Origin of the sequence: Cellulomonas wangleii, from assembly GCF_018388445.1 — a bacterium.
In the GTDB taxonomy this organism is placed as follows: domain Bacteria; phylum Actinomycetota; class Actinomycetes; order Actinomycetales; family Cellulomonadaceae; genus Cellulomonas; species Cellulomonas wangleii.
In genome coordinates, this window is the sequence record NZ_CP074405.1 from 2,144,110 (window position 1) to 2,158,399 (window position 14,290).

Here is a 14,290-nt window from a genome sequence, read left to right on the forward strand (position 1 = left end):
GGTCGGTCCATGGCACAGCTGCTGCACCAGTACTCGGTCGACCTCACGTGGACGGGCGCGGGGGCCGCAGGCACGTCGACGTACACGTCGTACGGCCGTGACCACACGTTGTCGTCGGGGGCGAAGCCCCCGCTGCCGGGCACCTCCGACCCGCACTTCCGCGGCGCCCCGGACCGGTGGTCGCCGGAGGACCTGCTCGTCGGGGCGCTGGCCCAGTGCCACATGCTGTGGTTCCTGCACCTCGCCGCAGCGGCGGGCGTCGTCGTGATCGGCTACGAGGACGCGGCCTCCGGGACGATGCGCATCGAGTCGGCCGGGCAGGGGCACTTCACCGAGGTCGTGCTGCGGCCGCGCGTCGTGGTGCGTTCGGCGACGCTGCCGGACGGCCGCGCCGTCGACGCCGCGCTGCTGGACGACCTGCACCGTCGCGCGCACGAGCACTGCTTCATCGCGCGGTCGGTGAACTTCACCGTGCGCCACGAGCCGGCGCCCGTGGTGGTGGGCGCCGGCTGACGACCGGTCCGTCGAGCCGCACCCCGGGGCCCGACCCCCGCATCGCCGGGTCGTCGTCGACCCGCGACCGCCACCTCACCGCCGGTCACGGGCCGAGCGCGTCAGGCGCTCACCTCGACGCGCTCGGGCTCGAGCACCTCGGCCAGGAACCGGCCGGTGTGGCTCTGCGGGACCGCCGCGACGTGCTCCGGGGTGCCCTCCGCGACGACCGTGCCGCCCCCGGACCCGCCCTCGGGCCCCATGTCGATGACCCAGTCCGCGTTCTTGATGACGTCGAGGTTGTGCTCGATCACCAGGACGGTGTTGCCCTTGTCGACGAGCGACTGCAGGACGCCCAGGAGCTTGCGGATGTCCTCGAAGTGCAGGCCGGTGGTCGGCTCGTCGAGCACGTAGATCGTCCGCCCGGTCGAGCGGCGCTGGAGCTCGGCCGCGAGCTTGACGCGCTGCGCCTCGCCGCCCGACAGCGTCGGCGCGGGCTGCCCGAGCCGCACGTACCCCAGCCCGACGTCCACGAGCGTGCGCAGATGCCGCGAGATCGCGGGGACCGCGGCGAAGAACTCGGCGGCCTCCTCGATGGGCATCGCCAGGACGTCGGCCACGGTCTTGCCCTTGAAGTGCACCTCGAGCGTCTCGCGGTTGTACCGCGCGCCGTGGCAGACCTCGCAGGGCACGTACACGTCGGGCAGGAAGTTCATCTCGATCTTCAGCGTGCCGTCGCCCGAGCACGCCTCGCAGCGCCCGCCCTTGACGTTGAACGAGAAGCGCCCGGGGGTGTACCCGCGGACCTTCGCCTCGGTCGTCTCCGCGAACAGCTTGCGGACGTGGTCCCACACACCGGTGTACGTGGCCGGGTTGGACCGCGGCGTGCGGCCGATCGGCCCCTGGTCGACGTGCACGACCTTGTCGAGCTGGTCCAGCCCGGTGACGCGCTTGTGGCGCCCGGCGACCTGCCGCGCACCGTTCAGCTCGTTGGCCATCACCGTGTAGAGGATCGAGTTCACGAGCGTCGACTTGCCCGAGCCGGACACCCCGGTGACCGCTGTCAGCACCCCGAGCGGGAAGGACACGTCGATGCCCCGCAGGTTGTTCTCGCGCGCCCCCACGACCGTCACCTGGCGCGCACGGTCCACGGGCCGGCGCTCGGCCGGCATCGGGATGGACCGGCGCCCCGACAGGTACGCCCCGGTGACGGACTCCGCGGACGCGAGCAGACCGTCGAGGTCCCCCGAGTGCACGACGTGGCCGCCGTGCTCGCCCGCACCCGGGCCGATGTCGACGATCCAGTCGGCAGCTCGGATGGTGTCCTCGTCGTGCTCGACGACGATGAGGGTGTTGCCGAGGTCCCGCAGCCGGGTGAGCGTGTCGATCAGCCGGCGGTTGTCGCGCTGGTGCAGGCCGATGGAGGGCTCGTCGAGCACGTACAGCACCCCGACGAGGCCCGACCCAATCTGCGTCGCGAGCCGGATGCGCTGCGCCTCCCCGCCCGAGAGCGTCGCGGCCGGCCGCATGAGCGAGAGGTAGTCCAGGCCGACGTCGAGCAGGAACCCCAGGCGGGCCTGGATCTCCTTGACGACCTGCGCGGCGATCGCCCGCTCGCGCTGGCCGAGCTCGAGACCGTCGATGAACGCCCGCGCCTCGTCGATCGGCATCTCGCACACCTCGGCGATGGAGCGGCCGCCGACCTTGACGGCGAGCACCTCGGGCTTCAGGCGCGCGCCCTGGCACGTGGGGCACGGGACCTCCCGCATGAAGGCCTCGTACTTCTCCTTGCTCCACTCCGAGTCGGTCTCGGCGTGCCGGCGCTGCAGGAAGGTGATGACCCCCTCGAACCCCGTGGAGTACTGCCGCTCGCGGCCCCACCGGTTGCGGTAGCGGACGTGCACCTCGTGGTTCTGCCCGTGCAGCACCGCGTCCCGGGCGCGCTTCGGCAGCGCACGCCACGGCGTGTCCATCGAGAACCCGAGGTCGGCGGCGAGCGCGGTGAGCACGCGCTGGAAGTACTCGGACGAGGTCTGCGCCCACGGCGCGACCGCCCCCTGCGCGAGCGACAGGTCGTCGTCGGGGATGACGAGCTCGGGGTCCACCTCCAGCCGCGACCCGATGCCCGTGCACTCCGGGCAGGCGCCGTAGGGGGCGTTGAACGAGAAGGTGCGCGGCTCGATCTCCTCGAGCGTGAGGACGTGGTCGTTCGGGCACGCGCGGAACTCCGAGAACCGGCGCTCGCGCTGCGGGTCGTCCGCGTCGGCGTCGACGAGCTCGACCACGAGCAGGCCGCCGGCGAGCCCGAGGGCCGTCTCGACCGAGTCGGTGAGGCGGCGCTGCACGCCCTCGCGCGACACCAGGCGGTCCACGACCACCTCGATGTCGTGCTTCAGCTTCTTCTCCAGCGTCGGCGGCGTCGCCAGCTGCACGACCTCGCCGTCCACGCGGGCGCGGGAGAACCCCTTGCCCTGCAGCTCGCGGAACAGGTCCGTGTACTCCCCCTTGCGGCCGCGCACGACCGGTGCGAGCACCTGGTACCGCGTGCCCTCCGGCAGCTCGAGCAGGCGGTCGACGATCTGCTGCGGCGTCTGGGCCGTGACGCGCTCCCCGCAGACCGGGCAGTACTGGGTCCCGGCGCGCGCGAACAGCAGGCGCAGGTAGTCGTACACCTCGGTGATGGTGCCGACGGTGGAGCGCGGGTTGCGGTTGGTCGACTTCTGGTCGATGGACACCGCCGGGGACAGGCCCTCGATGAAGTCCACGTCGGGCTTGTCCATCTGCCCGAGGAACTGTCGCGCGTACGCGGACAGCGACTCCACGTAGCGCCGCTGCCCCTCCGCGAAGATCGTGTCGAAGGCGAGGGACGACTTGCCGGAGCCGGACAGCCCGGTGAAGGCGATGAGGGCGTCACGGGGCAGGTCGACGTCGACGTTGCGGAGGTTGTGCTCCCGGGCGCCACGGACCAGCAGACGGTCGGACAGAGGATCGGTCACAGCCGACGAGTCTACGTCGGGCCACCGACAGTCGCACACGTGTTCGACGTGCGAGCAGGGCATCGATGCGGTACCGCACCCGCACGCCCGGGCCGCCCGCGAGCGCCGTCGGGGCGGGCGGGCCATGCTGAGGGCGATGGACGCACCGAACACCCCGACGGCCGAGGGCAGCCCGCCGGACGACCTCCTGCCGGGTGACGCGTTGCCCGGTGACCTCCCGCTGCAGGACCTCCTGCTGGGCGACCAGGTCCCCGTCGAGGAGTACGCCGTGCTGGGCGACGGCCACTCCGCGGCCCTGGTGTCCCGGCACGGCTCGGTCGACTGGCTGTGCCTACCCCGGTTCGACTCCGACGCGTGCTTCGCCGCACTCCTGGGCACGCCCGAGCACGGCCGCTGGCTCCTGACGGTCCGGGACGCCACCTCCGTGACCCGGCGCTACCGGGGCGACTCCTTCGTCCTCGAGACGACCTACCGCACCGCACGGGGCACGGCCGTCGCGGTCGACGCCATGCCGTCGGGCGACGGACGCGCGGACCTGGTCCGGCGCCTGGACTGCACGGCCGGGGAGGTCGAGGTCGAGCACGAGTGGGTGGTGCGCTTCGGGTACGGCGCCGTGCAGCCGTGGGTGCGCCACGAGGACGACGCCGACGGCTGCGACACGATCCGCGCGGTGGCCGGCCCCGACTCCCTGGTGCTGCGGGGGGACCGCCTGCCTCGCGCCGACGGCCGCCGTCACCGGGACCGGTTCAGGCTGCGCGCGGGCCAGAGCGTCGAGCTCTCGCTCACCTGGGTCCACTCGTGGCAGCCCGTGCCGCCGCGCCTGCCGGTGAGCGGCCGGGTCGACACCACGGCCGCCCGCTGGGGCCTGTGGGCACGCGGCTGCGGGTACGACGGCCCGTACCGCGAGGCCGTCGTCCGCTCGCTGCTGGTGCTGCGCCTGCTGACCGACGCGACCACCGGGGGCGTCGTCGCGGCGCCCACGACGTCGCTGCCCGAGACACCGGGCGGCGAGCGCAACTGGGACTACCGGTACTGCTGGCTGCGCGACGCCGCGTTCACGCTCGAGGCGCTCCTGGAGCAGGGCTTCCGTGACGAGGCGACCCAGTGGCGGGACTGGCTGGCCCGGGCCGTGGCGGGCGACCCGCGGGACCTGCAGATCATGTACCGGCTGGACGGCGGGCGCCGGCTGCCCGAGACGCAGCTCGACCACCTGCCGGGGTACGCCGGCTCGCGCCCGGTGCGCCGGGGCAACGGCGCCGTGCGGCAGGTGCAGCACGACGTGCTGGGCGTGGTCATGTCGGCGCTGGCGATGGCCCGCGACGCGGGGCTCGCGGAGACCTCCGACACGTGGTCGCTGCAGCGCCGGCTCGTGGACGACCTGGCGCGGCACTGGCGGGAGCCGGACCGCGGCATCTGGGAGGTGCGGGGTGAGCCGCGTCACTTCACGCACTCGAAGGTGATGACGTGGGCCGCGCTCGACCGCGCGGTGCACGCCGTCGAGCAGCACGGCCTGCCCGGCCCCGTGGAGCGCTGGCGTCGCACCCGCGACGAGGTCCGTGCGGACGTCCTCGCCCACGGGTGGTCCGACGCGCGCGCCAGCTTCGTGCAGCACTACGGCGCCGAGCACACCGACGCGTCGCTGCTGCAGGTCGTCCTGGTCGGGTTCGTGCCCGCGGACGGTCCGCACGCCCGCGGGACGCTGGCCGCGGTCCGGGAGGAGCTCGAGGTCGCGCCGGGGCTGCTGCGCCGTTACCGCACGGACCGCACCGACGACGGGCTGCGCGGTGACGAGGCCGCGTTCCTCGCGTGCTCGTTCTGGCTCGCCGACGCCCTGGCCCGGGGGGACGACGTGGACGGCGCACGCCGGGTGCTCGACGCGGTGGTGCCGCTGGCGAACGACGTGGGTCTGCTCGCCGAGCAGTACGACCCCGCCGGCCGGCACATGCGCGGCAACGTGCCGCAGGCGCTCTCGCACCTGGCGCTCGTCCGCGCGGCGCACAGCCACGCGGCGGCCGCCCGGCGCGCGGCCGTGACGGCCGCGGCGGTGACCCCGTGACCGCGCTGCCCGTGGGTCCGTGCACGGGGCACGTCGAACCCGGTGGTCCCAGCGGGGTGCGGGTGCTGGACGACGCGCAGATCCGCACGGCGTCCGTCGGGCCGATGGACAACGACGCCTACCTCGTGACGTGCCGGCGCTCGGGCGCCCAGCTGCTGGTCGACGCGCCCGCCGACCCCGACCGGTTGCTCGCGCTCGTCCGCGAGGGCTCGGGCTCGGCGCGGCTCGACATCGTGGTGGTCACCCACCGGCACGGCGACCACCTGGGTGCGCTGGCCTCCGTCGTCGCCGTGACGGGCGCCCGGGTCGCCGCGGGCGCGGCCGACGCGGACGCGATCGAGGAGGCGACCGGCTGCCCGGTCACGGTGCGACTGCGCCACGGCGACCACGTCCGGGTCGGGCACCTGACCCTCGACGTCGTGGCGCTGCGCGGCCACACCCCGGGCTCGGTGGCCCTGGCACTGACCGAGGACCTGCCCGCGCGGGCCCCCGGGTCCGTGGCCAGGCGCACGCACCTGTTCACCGGGGACTCGCTGTTCCCCGGTGGCGTGGGCGGCACCCAGGGCGACCCCGCGCGGTTCGCGCAGCTGCTCGGTGACGTCACGTCGCGCGTCTTCGACCGGTACCGGGACGACACCTGCGTGCACCCGGGTCACGGCGACGCCACGACCCTGGGCACCGAGCGCCCTCACCTCGCCGCGTGGGCCGCCCGCGGCTGGTGACCCTCAGTCCTCCGGCGGGCCCAGCACCGAGGTCGCGACCGTCGCGTGCGCCGACTCGTCGTCCGACGGGTGGTAGATCCCGGCCAGCACGTCGCGGTACAGGCGGGCGAGCTCGCTGCCCGTGAAGCACGCCCCGCCGCCGGACACGCGCAGCGCCAGGTCCACGACGACGCGTGCCGTCTCGGTGGCCCGCACCTTGAGCCCCACGAGCTGCGCGAACCACCGCGCGCCGTGGTCCGCCTGCTCGTCGACGTCCCGCGCCAGGGCGAACACCTGCAGCTCGGCCCCGTCCTGGGCGAGCGCCGCGTCCGCGATGCGCCAGCGGATGTCGGGGTCCTGCGCGTACGACCGGCCCCCGTGCTTGAGCGACGTCCGCCGCCGGGCGTGCCCGACGCCGAGCTCGAGCGCCCGGCGCCCGATGCCCGTGTACACCGCCGCCAGCAGCGTCTCGAAGACGGCGAACAACGCGAACACGAACGGGTCCGCGGACGGTCCGGGCGGCAGCCGCCGGTAGACGCGGTCCGCGGGCGCGTAGGCACCGTCCAGCACGGTCGTGGCCGACTGGGTCGCGCGCATGCCGAGCGTGTCCCAGTCGTCGCGCGCCTGGACGCCGCCGTCCTCCCGGGCGACGACGCCGTGCACGAGGCGCGGGTCGGCCGGGTCGGAGTCGTCCAGGCCGAACGTCGCGAGCCGCGTCCAGACCGGTGACAGCGACGTGAAGATCTTCGTGCCGTGGTACCGGTAGCCGCCGTCGGGCTGCGGCACGGCCCGGGTGCGGGACCCGAACATCACCAGGTCGTTGCCCGCCTCGGAGTTGCCGAACGCGAAGACCTCCCCCGCGGCCGCGTCCTGCAGCACGAACTCCACGGAGTCGTCGCCGCGGGCCACCAGGAGCGCGGCCAGGCCGGTGACGACGAGGTGCATGTTGACGGCCAGCGCGGTGGCCGGGGCGGCCGCCGCGAGCCGCACCTGCTCGCGCGCCACCTCCTCCAGGGTGAGCCCGGCACCACCCAGGCGCTCGGGCACGAACGCCCGCAGGTACCCGGCCGCCACGAGGTCGGCGAGGTCGTCGTGGGGGAAGGTGTTGTCGCGGTCGTGCGCGTCGGCACGCGCGTGGACCCGGGCGAGCAGGTCGTCGGACAGCAGGGTGCGCAGCCGCCGGCTCATCGGCCGTCCCGGACCGTGCGAGAAGTGGTGGTCGTCGTCATGACGCCACTGTGCCACCGCGGCGCCGTCGCGACGGACGTCGGCCCGTGGCGGGCGCGCTGCCCGCTCCGGCAGGATGCGGGCATGAGCATCTTCGCCGTCCGCTACACCTACGACGAGCGGACCGAGGTCCGCGACGCCGTCCGCCCCGAGCACCGGGCGTGGCTGGCGCAGCAGGCCGAGGACGGCGTGCTGCTCGGGTCCGGCCCGTTCACCGACGGCGACCCCGGTGCGCTCCTGGTGCTCCGCGCCGACGACGAGGCGGCCGTGCGCGGCCTGCTCGCGCAGGACCCCTTCGCGCGCGAGGGGCTCGTCGCCGCGACCGACGTGCGCGGGTGGGACCTGGTCCTGGGTCCCTGGTCCGCGACCTCCTGAGGCGCGACCGCCTGAGCCACGACCTGCTCGGCCACGGCCTGCTGAGCCACGACCTGCCGGGCACGCGCCCGGGGCGTCGGCAGGCTCCGGACGTCAGGACGCGGCCGGCCCGTCCGGCCGCTGCTCGGGCTCGGGGGGCGGGAGCCGCCGCGCCGCCGCCAGGTCGCGCCGCGCGCGCACGAGGCTGGCCACCGTGGCGACGGCCAGCGCACCCGCGATGACGGTGAGCGACACCCACGTGGGCACCTCGGGCGCCCACGGGACCGGCTCGCCGCCGTTGACGAACCCGAGCGAGTTCGTCGCGAGCGCCTCGAGCACGAGCTTGACGCCGATGAACGCGAGGATCGCCGCGAGCCCGTACGGCAGGTACACCAGCCGGTCGAGCAGCCCGCCGAGCAGGAAGTACAGCTGGCGCAGCCCCATGAGCGCGAACACGTTGGTCGTGAAGACGATGAACGGGTCGTGCGTCAGCCCGAAGATCGCGGGGATCGAGTCGAACGCGAACAGCACGTCCGTGGTCCCGATCGCCACGAACACGACGACGAGCGGCGTGAACACGCGGCGCCCCTCGTGGACGGTGCGCACGCGCCCGCCGTCGTACGTCGGCGACATCGGCAGCACGCGTCGCAGGCCGCGCACGAGCCGGTTCTCCTCGTACGGCTCGTCACCGGAGCCCGCGCCCTCCCGCAGCAGCCGCACGGCCGTCCACACCAGGAACGCCCCGAAGAGGTAGAACACCCAGGTGTAGCGCTCGATGAGCGCGGCGCCCGCCAGGATGAAGGCGCCGCGCAGCACGAGCGCCACGATGATCCCCACCACGAGCACGCGCTGCTGCTGCTCGCGGGGCACCGCGAAGCTGGACATGATCAGCAGGAAGACGAACAGGTTGTCGACCGACAGGCTGTACTCGGTCAACCAGCCCGCGACGAACTCCTCCGCCGGGGCGGGCCCGCCCACGAGCGCCACCAGCCCGGCGAACACGAGCGCCAGGCCGACGTAGACCAGCACCCACACGACGCTCTCGCGCACCGACGGCACGTGCGGCCGCCGGCGCACGAGCGCGAGGTCGAGCAGCAGGATCGCCACGACGGCGACCAGCGAGGCCGCCTCGAAGGCGGCAGGCAGCTCGTGCGTCACGGCCTCCCGTCGACGACGTCCTCGCCGTCGGTGCTCTCGGCGGCCAGCCCGTGGGTCTCGGCGCGGGCGGTCTCGACGGCGCGCGCGGCCTCGTCCCGGCGGGTACGGCGCAGCGAGAGGATCGTCGTGAGCGTCAGCGTCACGATGATGAAGCCGAGCGACACCCAGGTGTTGATCTCCGGGATCGCGGTGATGTGCTCACCGCCGTTGATGAACGGCACCTCGTTGGTGTGCATCGCGTGGATGAGCAGCTTCGCACCGATGAAGCCCAGGATCGCGCCGAGGCCGTACGACAGGTACACGAGCTTGTCGAGCAGCCCGTCGATGAGGAAGAAGAGCTGGCGCAGGCCGAGCAGCGAGAACGCGTTGGCCGCGAAGACCAGGTACGTCTCCTGCGTGAGCCCGAAGATGGCGGGGATCGAGTCGACCGCGAAGATGATGTCCGCCGTGCCGATCGCGATCATCACGATGAGCATCGGGGTGATGAAGCGGCGGCCGTCGCGGCGCACGACCATCTTGTCGCCGACGTAGTCGTCCGTGGTCGGGAACGCGCGCCGCGTCCAGCGCAGGACGGGGTTCTCGTGGTACTCCTCGTCGTCCGCGGAGCCCGCCTTGATCTGCGTCCAGGCGGTGTACAGCAGGAAGCCGCCGAAGACGTAGAAGATCCACGACAGGTTCTCGATCATCGCCGCACCGACGAGGATGAAGATCGTCCGCAGCACGAGGGCGATGGTGATGCCGATGAGCAGCACCTTCTGCTGGTACAGCCGCGGCACCCGGAAGCTCGCCATGATGAGGACGAAGACGAACAGGTTGTCGACCGACAGGCTCTTCTCGGTCACGTACCCCGCGAAGTACTCCGCCCCGTAGGTGGAGCCCCAGACCGCCCAGACGACGACGCCGAAGACGAGCGCGATGCCGACGTACCCCGCCGACCACCACGCGGACTCGCGCAGGGTGGGCTCGTGCGGCGAGCGCACGTGCCCGACGTAGTCGACGGCGAGCATGGCGAGGATGACGCCGACGGTGACGGCCCACACCCAGAATTCAACGACCACGGAAGAACCTCCGGAGAGTACGACTGATGACCGGAGGTCTCTTCCGCCTGCGCTGTCTCCACCCGGTGCGGGTCGTGCGCGCGGCCGACGCACCGGGCCGGCAGCTCTGGCGACCGTGATGACGATGACGTCGTGGGGAGTACTCCCCTCCGCCGAGAACTATAGGTGACGTCAGCGTGACGCGCCGCTGCCGGCCGTGCCGTGGACGGCGTCGCCGGCGCGTCGCGGGCGCACTCAGACCAGGCAGAACTCGTTGCCCTCGGGGTCCTGCATGACGATCCAGAACCCCTGGACCTCGTCGTCGTGCTCGCGGACCCGCGAGGCCCCGAGGGCCTCGAGCTCGCCCGCACGGGCGCGGATCCCGTCGACGCGGCGCTCACCGGGCCGGGCGGGCGCGCCGGGCAGCCCGACGTCGAGGTGCACGCGGTTCTTCGCGGTCTTCCCCTCCGGCACCTTCTGCAGGAAGATCCGCGGTCCGGAGCCCTCGGGGTCGACGATCGCGTTCGCGTCGTTCCAGCGGTCCTCCGGCAGTCCCCACGCGCGCAGCGTCTCCTCCCAGGACGCGAAACCCTCGGGTGGCGCCTCGCGGACGTACCCCAGGGCCTCCTGCCAGAAGGTCCCCAGCGCGAGGGGGTCGTGGGCGTCGAACACGATCTGCAACCTGCGGTCCATCGGTGCTCCTCCTCAGGACGTGCCAGCCGGTCCACCGCGGTCGCGGTGCACGCTCAGGCCGTGGCGGCCTGCATCTGCCGCAGCTCCTTCTTCAGCCCGGAGATCTCGTCGCGCAGCCGCGCGGCGAGCTCGAACTGCAGCTCGCCGGCCGCGGCGTGCATCTGCTCGGTGAGCTGCTGGATGAGGTCGGCCAGGTCGTGCGCTGCGGCACCGGTCAACCGCGTGCGGTCGTCGGCAGCCGGTCGCGAGCCGAGCCCGGGCACGGGCGCCTTGCCGCGGCTGGCCTGACGCCCGGCACCGCCGAGCAGCTCGGCCGTGTCCGCGTCCTCGCGCGCCAGCATGTCCGTGATGTCGCCGATCCGCTTGCGCAGCGGCTGCGGGTCGATCCCGTGCTCCAGGTTGTACGCGATCTGCTTCTCGCGGCGCCGCTCGGTCTCCTCGAGCGCCTGGCGCATGGCCGGGGTGACGGTGTCGGCGTACATGTGCACCTGGCCGGAGACGTTGCGCGCCGCACGCCCGATGGTCTGGATGAGGGACTTCCCGGAGCGCAGGAACCCCTGCTTATCGGCGTCGAGGATCGCGACGAGCGACACCTCCGGCAGGTCGAGCCCCTCGCGCAGCAGGTTGATGCCGACGAGCACGTCGTACTCCCCCAGCCGCAGCTCGCGCAGCAGCTCCACGCGCCGCAGCGTGTCGACCTCCGAGTGCAGGTACCGCACCCGGACGCCCTTCTCCAGCAGGTAGTCGGTGAGGTCCTCGGACATCTTCTTGGTCAGCGTCGTGACCAGGACGCGCTCGTCGCGCTCGACGCGGTCGTTGATCTCGCCGAGGAGGTCGTCGATCTGCCCCTTGGTCGGCTTGACCAGCACCTGCGGGTCCACCAGGCCGGTGGGCCGGATGATCTGCTCGACCACGCCGTCCGCCATGGACAGCTCGTAGTCCCCGGGCGTGGCCGACAGGTAGACCGTCTGCCCGATGCGATCCACGAACTCCTCCCAGCGCAGCGGCCGGTTGTCGACCGCGCTCGGCAGGCGGAACCCGTGGTCCACCAGGGCGCGCTTGCGGGACATGTCGCCCTCGAACATGGCCCCGATCTGCGGCACCGTGACGTGCGACTCGTCGATGACGAGCAGGAAGTCCTCGGGGAAGTAGTCGATCAGCGTGTTCGGTGCGGAGCCGGCCGGCCGGCCGTCGATGTGGCGGGAGTAGTTCTCGATGCCCGAGCACGAGCCGATCTGCCGCATCATCTCGATGTCGTAGGTGGTGCGCATCTGCAGGCGCTGGGCCTCGAGCAGCTTGTTCTGCCGCTCGAGCTCCGCCAGCCGCTCCTCGAGCTCGGCCTCGATGCCGGCGATGGCGCGCTCCATGCGCTCGGGCCCCGCCACGTAGTGCGTCGCCGGGAACACGTGCATCTGCTGCTCCGCGCGCACGACGTCGCCCGTCAGCGGGTGCAGCGTCGCGATCGCCTCGATCTCGTCACCGAAGAACTCGACCCGGACAGCGAGCTCCTCGTACACCGGGATGATCTCGACCGTGTCCCCGCGCACCCGGAACGTGCCACGGGTGAACGCCATGTCGTTGCGCGTGTACTGCATCGTCACGAAGCGGCGCAGCAGCTGGTCGCGGTCGATGCGGTCCCCCACCGCGAGGGTCACCATGCGGTCGACGTACTCCTGCGGCGTGCCCAGGCCGTAGATGCACGACACGGTGGACACGACGACCACGTCGCGCCGGGTCAGCAGGGAGCTGGTGGCCGAGTGCCGCAGGCGCTCGACCTCCTCGTTGATCGAGGAGTCCTTCTCGATGTACGTGTCCGTCTGCGCGATGTACGCCTCGGGCTGGTAGTAGTCGTAGTACGACACGAAGTACTCGACGGCGTTGTTGGGCATCAGCTCGCGGAACTCGGTCGCCAGCTGGGCCGCGAGCGTCTTGTTCGGGGCCATCACGAGCGTCGGACGCTGCAGCTGCTCGATGAGCCACGCCGTCGTCGCGGACTTGCCCGTGCCGGTGGCACCGAGCAGCACCACGTCCTTCTCCCCGGCCCGCACGCGGGCGGCGAGCTCGGCGATGGCGGTCGGCTGGTCACCGCTCGGGGTGTACTCGGACACCACCTCGAACGGCGCGACGGTCCGCTGCAGGTCGGTCACGGGACGCATGAGGACACCGTACGTCGCACCACCGACAACGACCCGGCGGCCCCGGTGGGGGCCACCGCCGGCGCGTCAGTCCCCGCTGAACGACACGTTCGCCGCGGGATCGGCCTTCGACAGCATCCTCGCGTACCGGTCCATGAACGCCCGGTAGGCGTTGAAACCGACCACCCGGCGCTTGGCCATGGGCACCAGCGCGCTCATGCCGGACGACTTCACGACGTAGCTGGTGATGAGCGTGCGCACGGTCACCCGACCGACGGCACGGTCCACCTCGACGTCGAAGAACAGCACCGGCTCGCTGCTCTCGCGGGTCATGTCCCGGATCGACACCGACACCTTGTTCGCGCTGCGCTCACCGACCCGCAGCCAGCCGCTCTCGTCCTCGACCTCGGCGACCGCCTGGGAGACCATGTCCAGCACCTGGGTGGCCGACAGCGCCCCCGTGGCCACCGACATCGAGGCCTTGGACTGCAGCGGGCGCGCCTCCCACCCGCTACCGACCGACTGCAGGGCCATCGTTCCTCCGGCTACGTTGCCCGGGGGCCGCCCGACGCGGCCCCGGGACGCGCACGACGCGCGTCCGTCCGAGTGATCGGCGTCGGAACCGTACTGCTCGCGTGGACGGTCGTTCAATTCACCCGAAGGGATGATGGGCGCTGCGCGGGACGGGGGACCTTCGTCCTGCAGCGCACGTCAGAGGGTGTCGGCAGCCCGCTCGTCGGCCCGCTCCACGGCCAGCCGCTCCCACAGCGCGTCGACCTGACGCTCGAGGTCCGCGTCGCTGCCGGTGCCGTCGAGCACGACGTCCGCCACGGCCAGCCGGGCCTCGTCGCGTGCCTGCGCCGCGACCCGCGCCTGCGCGTCCGCCCGGTCCATCCCCCGCAGCCGCACGAGTCGCTCGACGCGCAGCACCGCCGGGGCGTGCACGACCACGACCACGTGGAAGTCCTCCGCCTGACCCGTCTCGACCAGCAGCGGGATGTCGTGCACCACCACGGCCCCCGGGTCGAGCGCGGCGGCGGCCGCCTCCTGCTCGGCCGCGAGCCGGCGGACGACGGGGTGCACGAGCGCGTCCAGCCGTGCGCGGGCCCCGGCGTCGGCGAACACGATCCGCCCCAGCGCCGCGCGGTCCAGGTCGCCCGCCGCGTCGAGGATCCCCGGCCCGAACTCCTCGACCACCTCGTCGAGGCCCGTGCTGCCCGGGGCCACGGCCTGCCGCGCCAGGACGTCCGCGTCGATCACGACGGCTCCGCGCTCGGCGAACCTGCGCGCCGCGACGGACTTGCCCGCCGCGATCCCTCCGGTCAGTCCGATCCTCTGCATCGCCCCATCCTGGCCGCCGGGCGCGTGCGGCGCGACCGCCCCGCCCGACGGCGTGTCACCCCCGGGTACGCCGACGGCCGGCCACCCCAAGGGGATGACC

Annotated in this window: 12 protein-coding genes; 4 read left to right on the plus strand and 8 right to left on the minus strand. The window is 72.9% G+C overall.

What is annotated here, in order from left to right; genetic code table 11:
* Positions 1 to 9 precede the first annotated feature (9 nt).
* Entirely contained in the window at positions 10 to 513 is a 504-nt protein-coding gene (locus KG103_RS09890; RefSeq protein ID WP_207342187.1) for an OsmC family protein, read from the plus strand.
* Between the two features lie 101 nt (positions 514 to 614).
* Here the strand turns inward: KG103_RS09890 and uvrA are convergent, their stop codons facing one another.
* Positions 615 to 3,476 (minus strand): excinuclease ABC subunit UvrA, encoded by a 2,862-nt coding sequence (gene uvrA / locus KG103_RS09895; protein WP_207342288.1) that lies wholly within the window; start codon positions 3,474 to 3,476, stop codon positions 615 to 617.
* A 148-nt stretch (positions 3,477 to 3,624) separates the two neighbouring features.
* Between uvrA and KG103_RS09900 the strand changes: the two genes are divergently transcribed.
* Together KG103_RS09900 and KG103_RS09905 are read left to right on the plus strand one after the other, a co-directional pair.
* Positions 3,625 to 5,544, plus strand: coding sequence for a glycoside hydrolase family 15 protein (locus KG103_RS09900; protein WP_207342186.1), 1,920 nt, complete (start codon positions 3,625 to 3,627; stop codon positions 5,542 to 5,544).
* Complete coding sequence (locus KG103_RS09905; protein ID WP_249670534.1) at positions 5,541 to 6,266, plus strand: MBL fold metallo-hydrolase; 726 nt, start codon at positions 5,541 to 5,543, stop codon at positions 6,264 to 6,266. Before KG103_RS09900 ends, KG103_RS09905 begins: the two co-directional genes overlap by 4 nt.
* Positions 6,267 to 6,269: 3 nt before the next feature.
* Here the strand turns inward: KG103_RS09905 and KG103_RS09910 are convergent, their stop codons facing one another.
* Positions 6,270 to 7,433 carry an acyl-CoA dehydrogenase family protein gene (locus KG103_RS09910; protein ID WP_207342185.1) on the minus strand — a complete coding sequence of 388 codons (1,164 nt, stop codon included), beginning with the start codon at positions 7,431 to 7,433 and terminating at the stop codon, positions 6,270 to 6,272.
* Positions 7,434 to 7,556: 123 nt separating this feature from the next.
* On the opposite strand from KG103_RS09910, the gene KG103_RS09915 reads away from it, so the two are divergent.
* Positions 7,557 to 7,847, plus strand: coding sequence for a YciI family protein (locus KG103_RS09915; RefSeq protein ID WP_207342184.1), 291 nt, complete (start codon positions 7,557 to 7,559; stop codon positions 7,845 to 7,847).
* A gap of 93 nt (positions 7,848 to 7,940) precedes the next feature.
* On the opposite strand, the gene KG103_RS09920 is transcribed toward KG103_RS09915, so the two are convergent.
* From KG103_RS09920 to coaE, 6 genes are all read right to left on the minus strand, one after another.
* Positions 7,941 to 8,984 carry a TerC family protein gene (locus tag KG103_RS09920; RefSeq protein ID WP_207342183.1) on the minus strand — a complete coding sequence of 348 codons (1,044 nt, stop codon included), beginning with the start codon at positions 8,982 to 8,984 and terminating at the stop codon, positions 7,941 to 7,943.
* Positions 8,981 to 10,042 carry a TerC family protein gene (locus KG103_RS09925; RefSeq protein ID WP_207342182.1) on the minus strand — a complete coding sequence of 354 codons (1,062 nt, stop codon included), beginning with the start codon at positions 10,040 to 10,042 and terminating at the stop codon, positions 8,981 to 8,983. The genes KG103_RS09920 and KG103_RS09925 overlap by 4 nt, the downstream gene beginning before the upstream one ends.
* A gap of 234 nt (positions 10,043 to 10,276) precedes the next feature.
* On the minus strand, positions 10,277 to 10,714 hold the full coding sequence (locus KG103_RS09930; protein ID WP_207342181.1) for a VOC family protein: 438 nt from the start codon (positions 10,712 to 10,714) through the stop codon (positions 10,277 to 10,279).
* Positions 10,715 to 10,767: 53 nt separating this feature from the next.
* Positions 10,768 to 12,870, minus strand: a complete 2,103-nt coding sequence (gene uvrB / locus KG103_RS09935; protein WP_207342180.1) for an excinuclease ABC subunit UvrB — start codon at positions 12,868 to 12,870, stop codon at positions 10,768 to 10,770.
* Between the two features lie 66 nt (positions 12,871 to 12,936).
* Positions 12,937 to 13,383 (minus strand): hypothetical protein, encoded by a 447-nt coding sequence (locus KG103_RS09940; RefSeq protein WP_207342179.1) that lies wholly within the window; start codon positions 13,381 to 13,383, stop codon positions 12,937 to 12,939.
* Positions 13,384 to 13,560: 177 nt separating this feature from the next.
* Entirely contained in the window at positions 13,561 to 14,190 is a 630-nt protein-coding gene (gene coaE / locus KG103_RS09945) for a dephospho-CoA kinase (RefSeq protein WP_207342178.1), read from the minus strand.
* Positions 14,191 to 14,290: the final 100 nt, after the last annotated feature.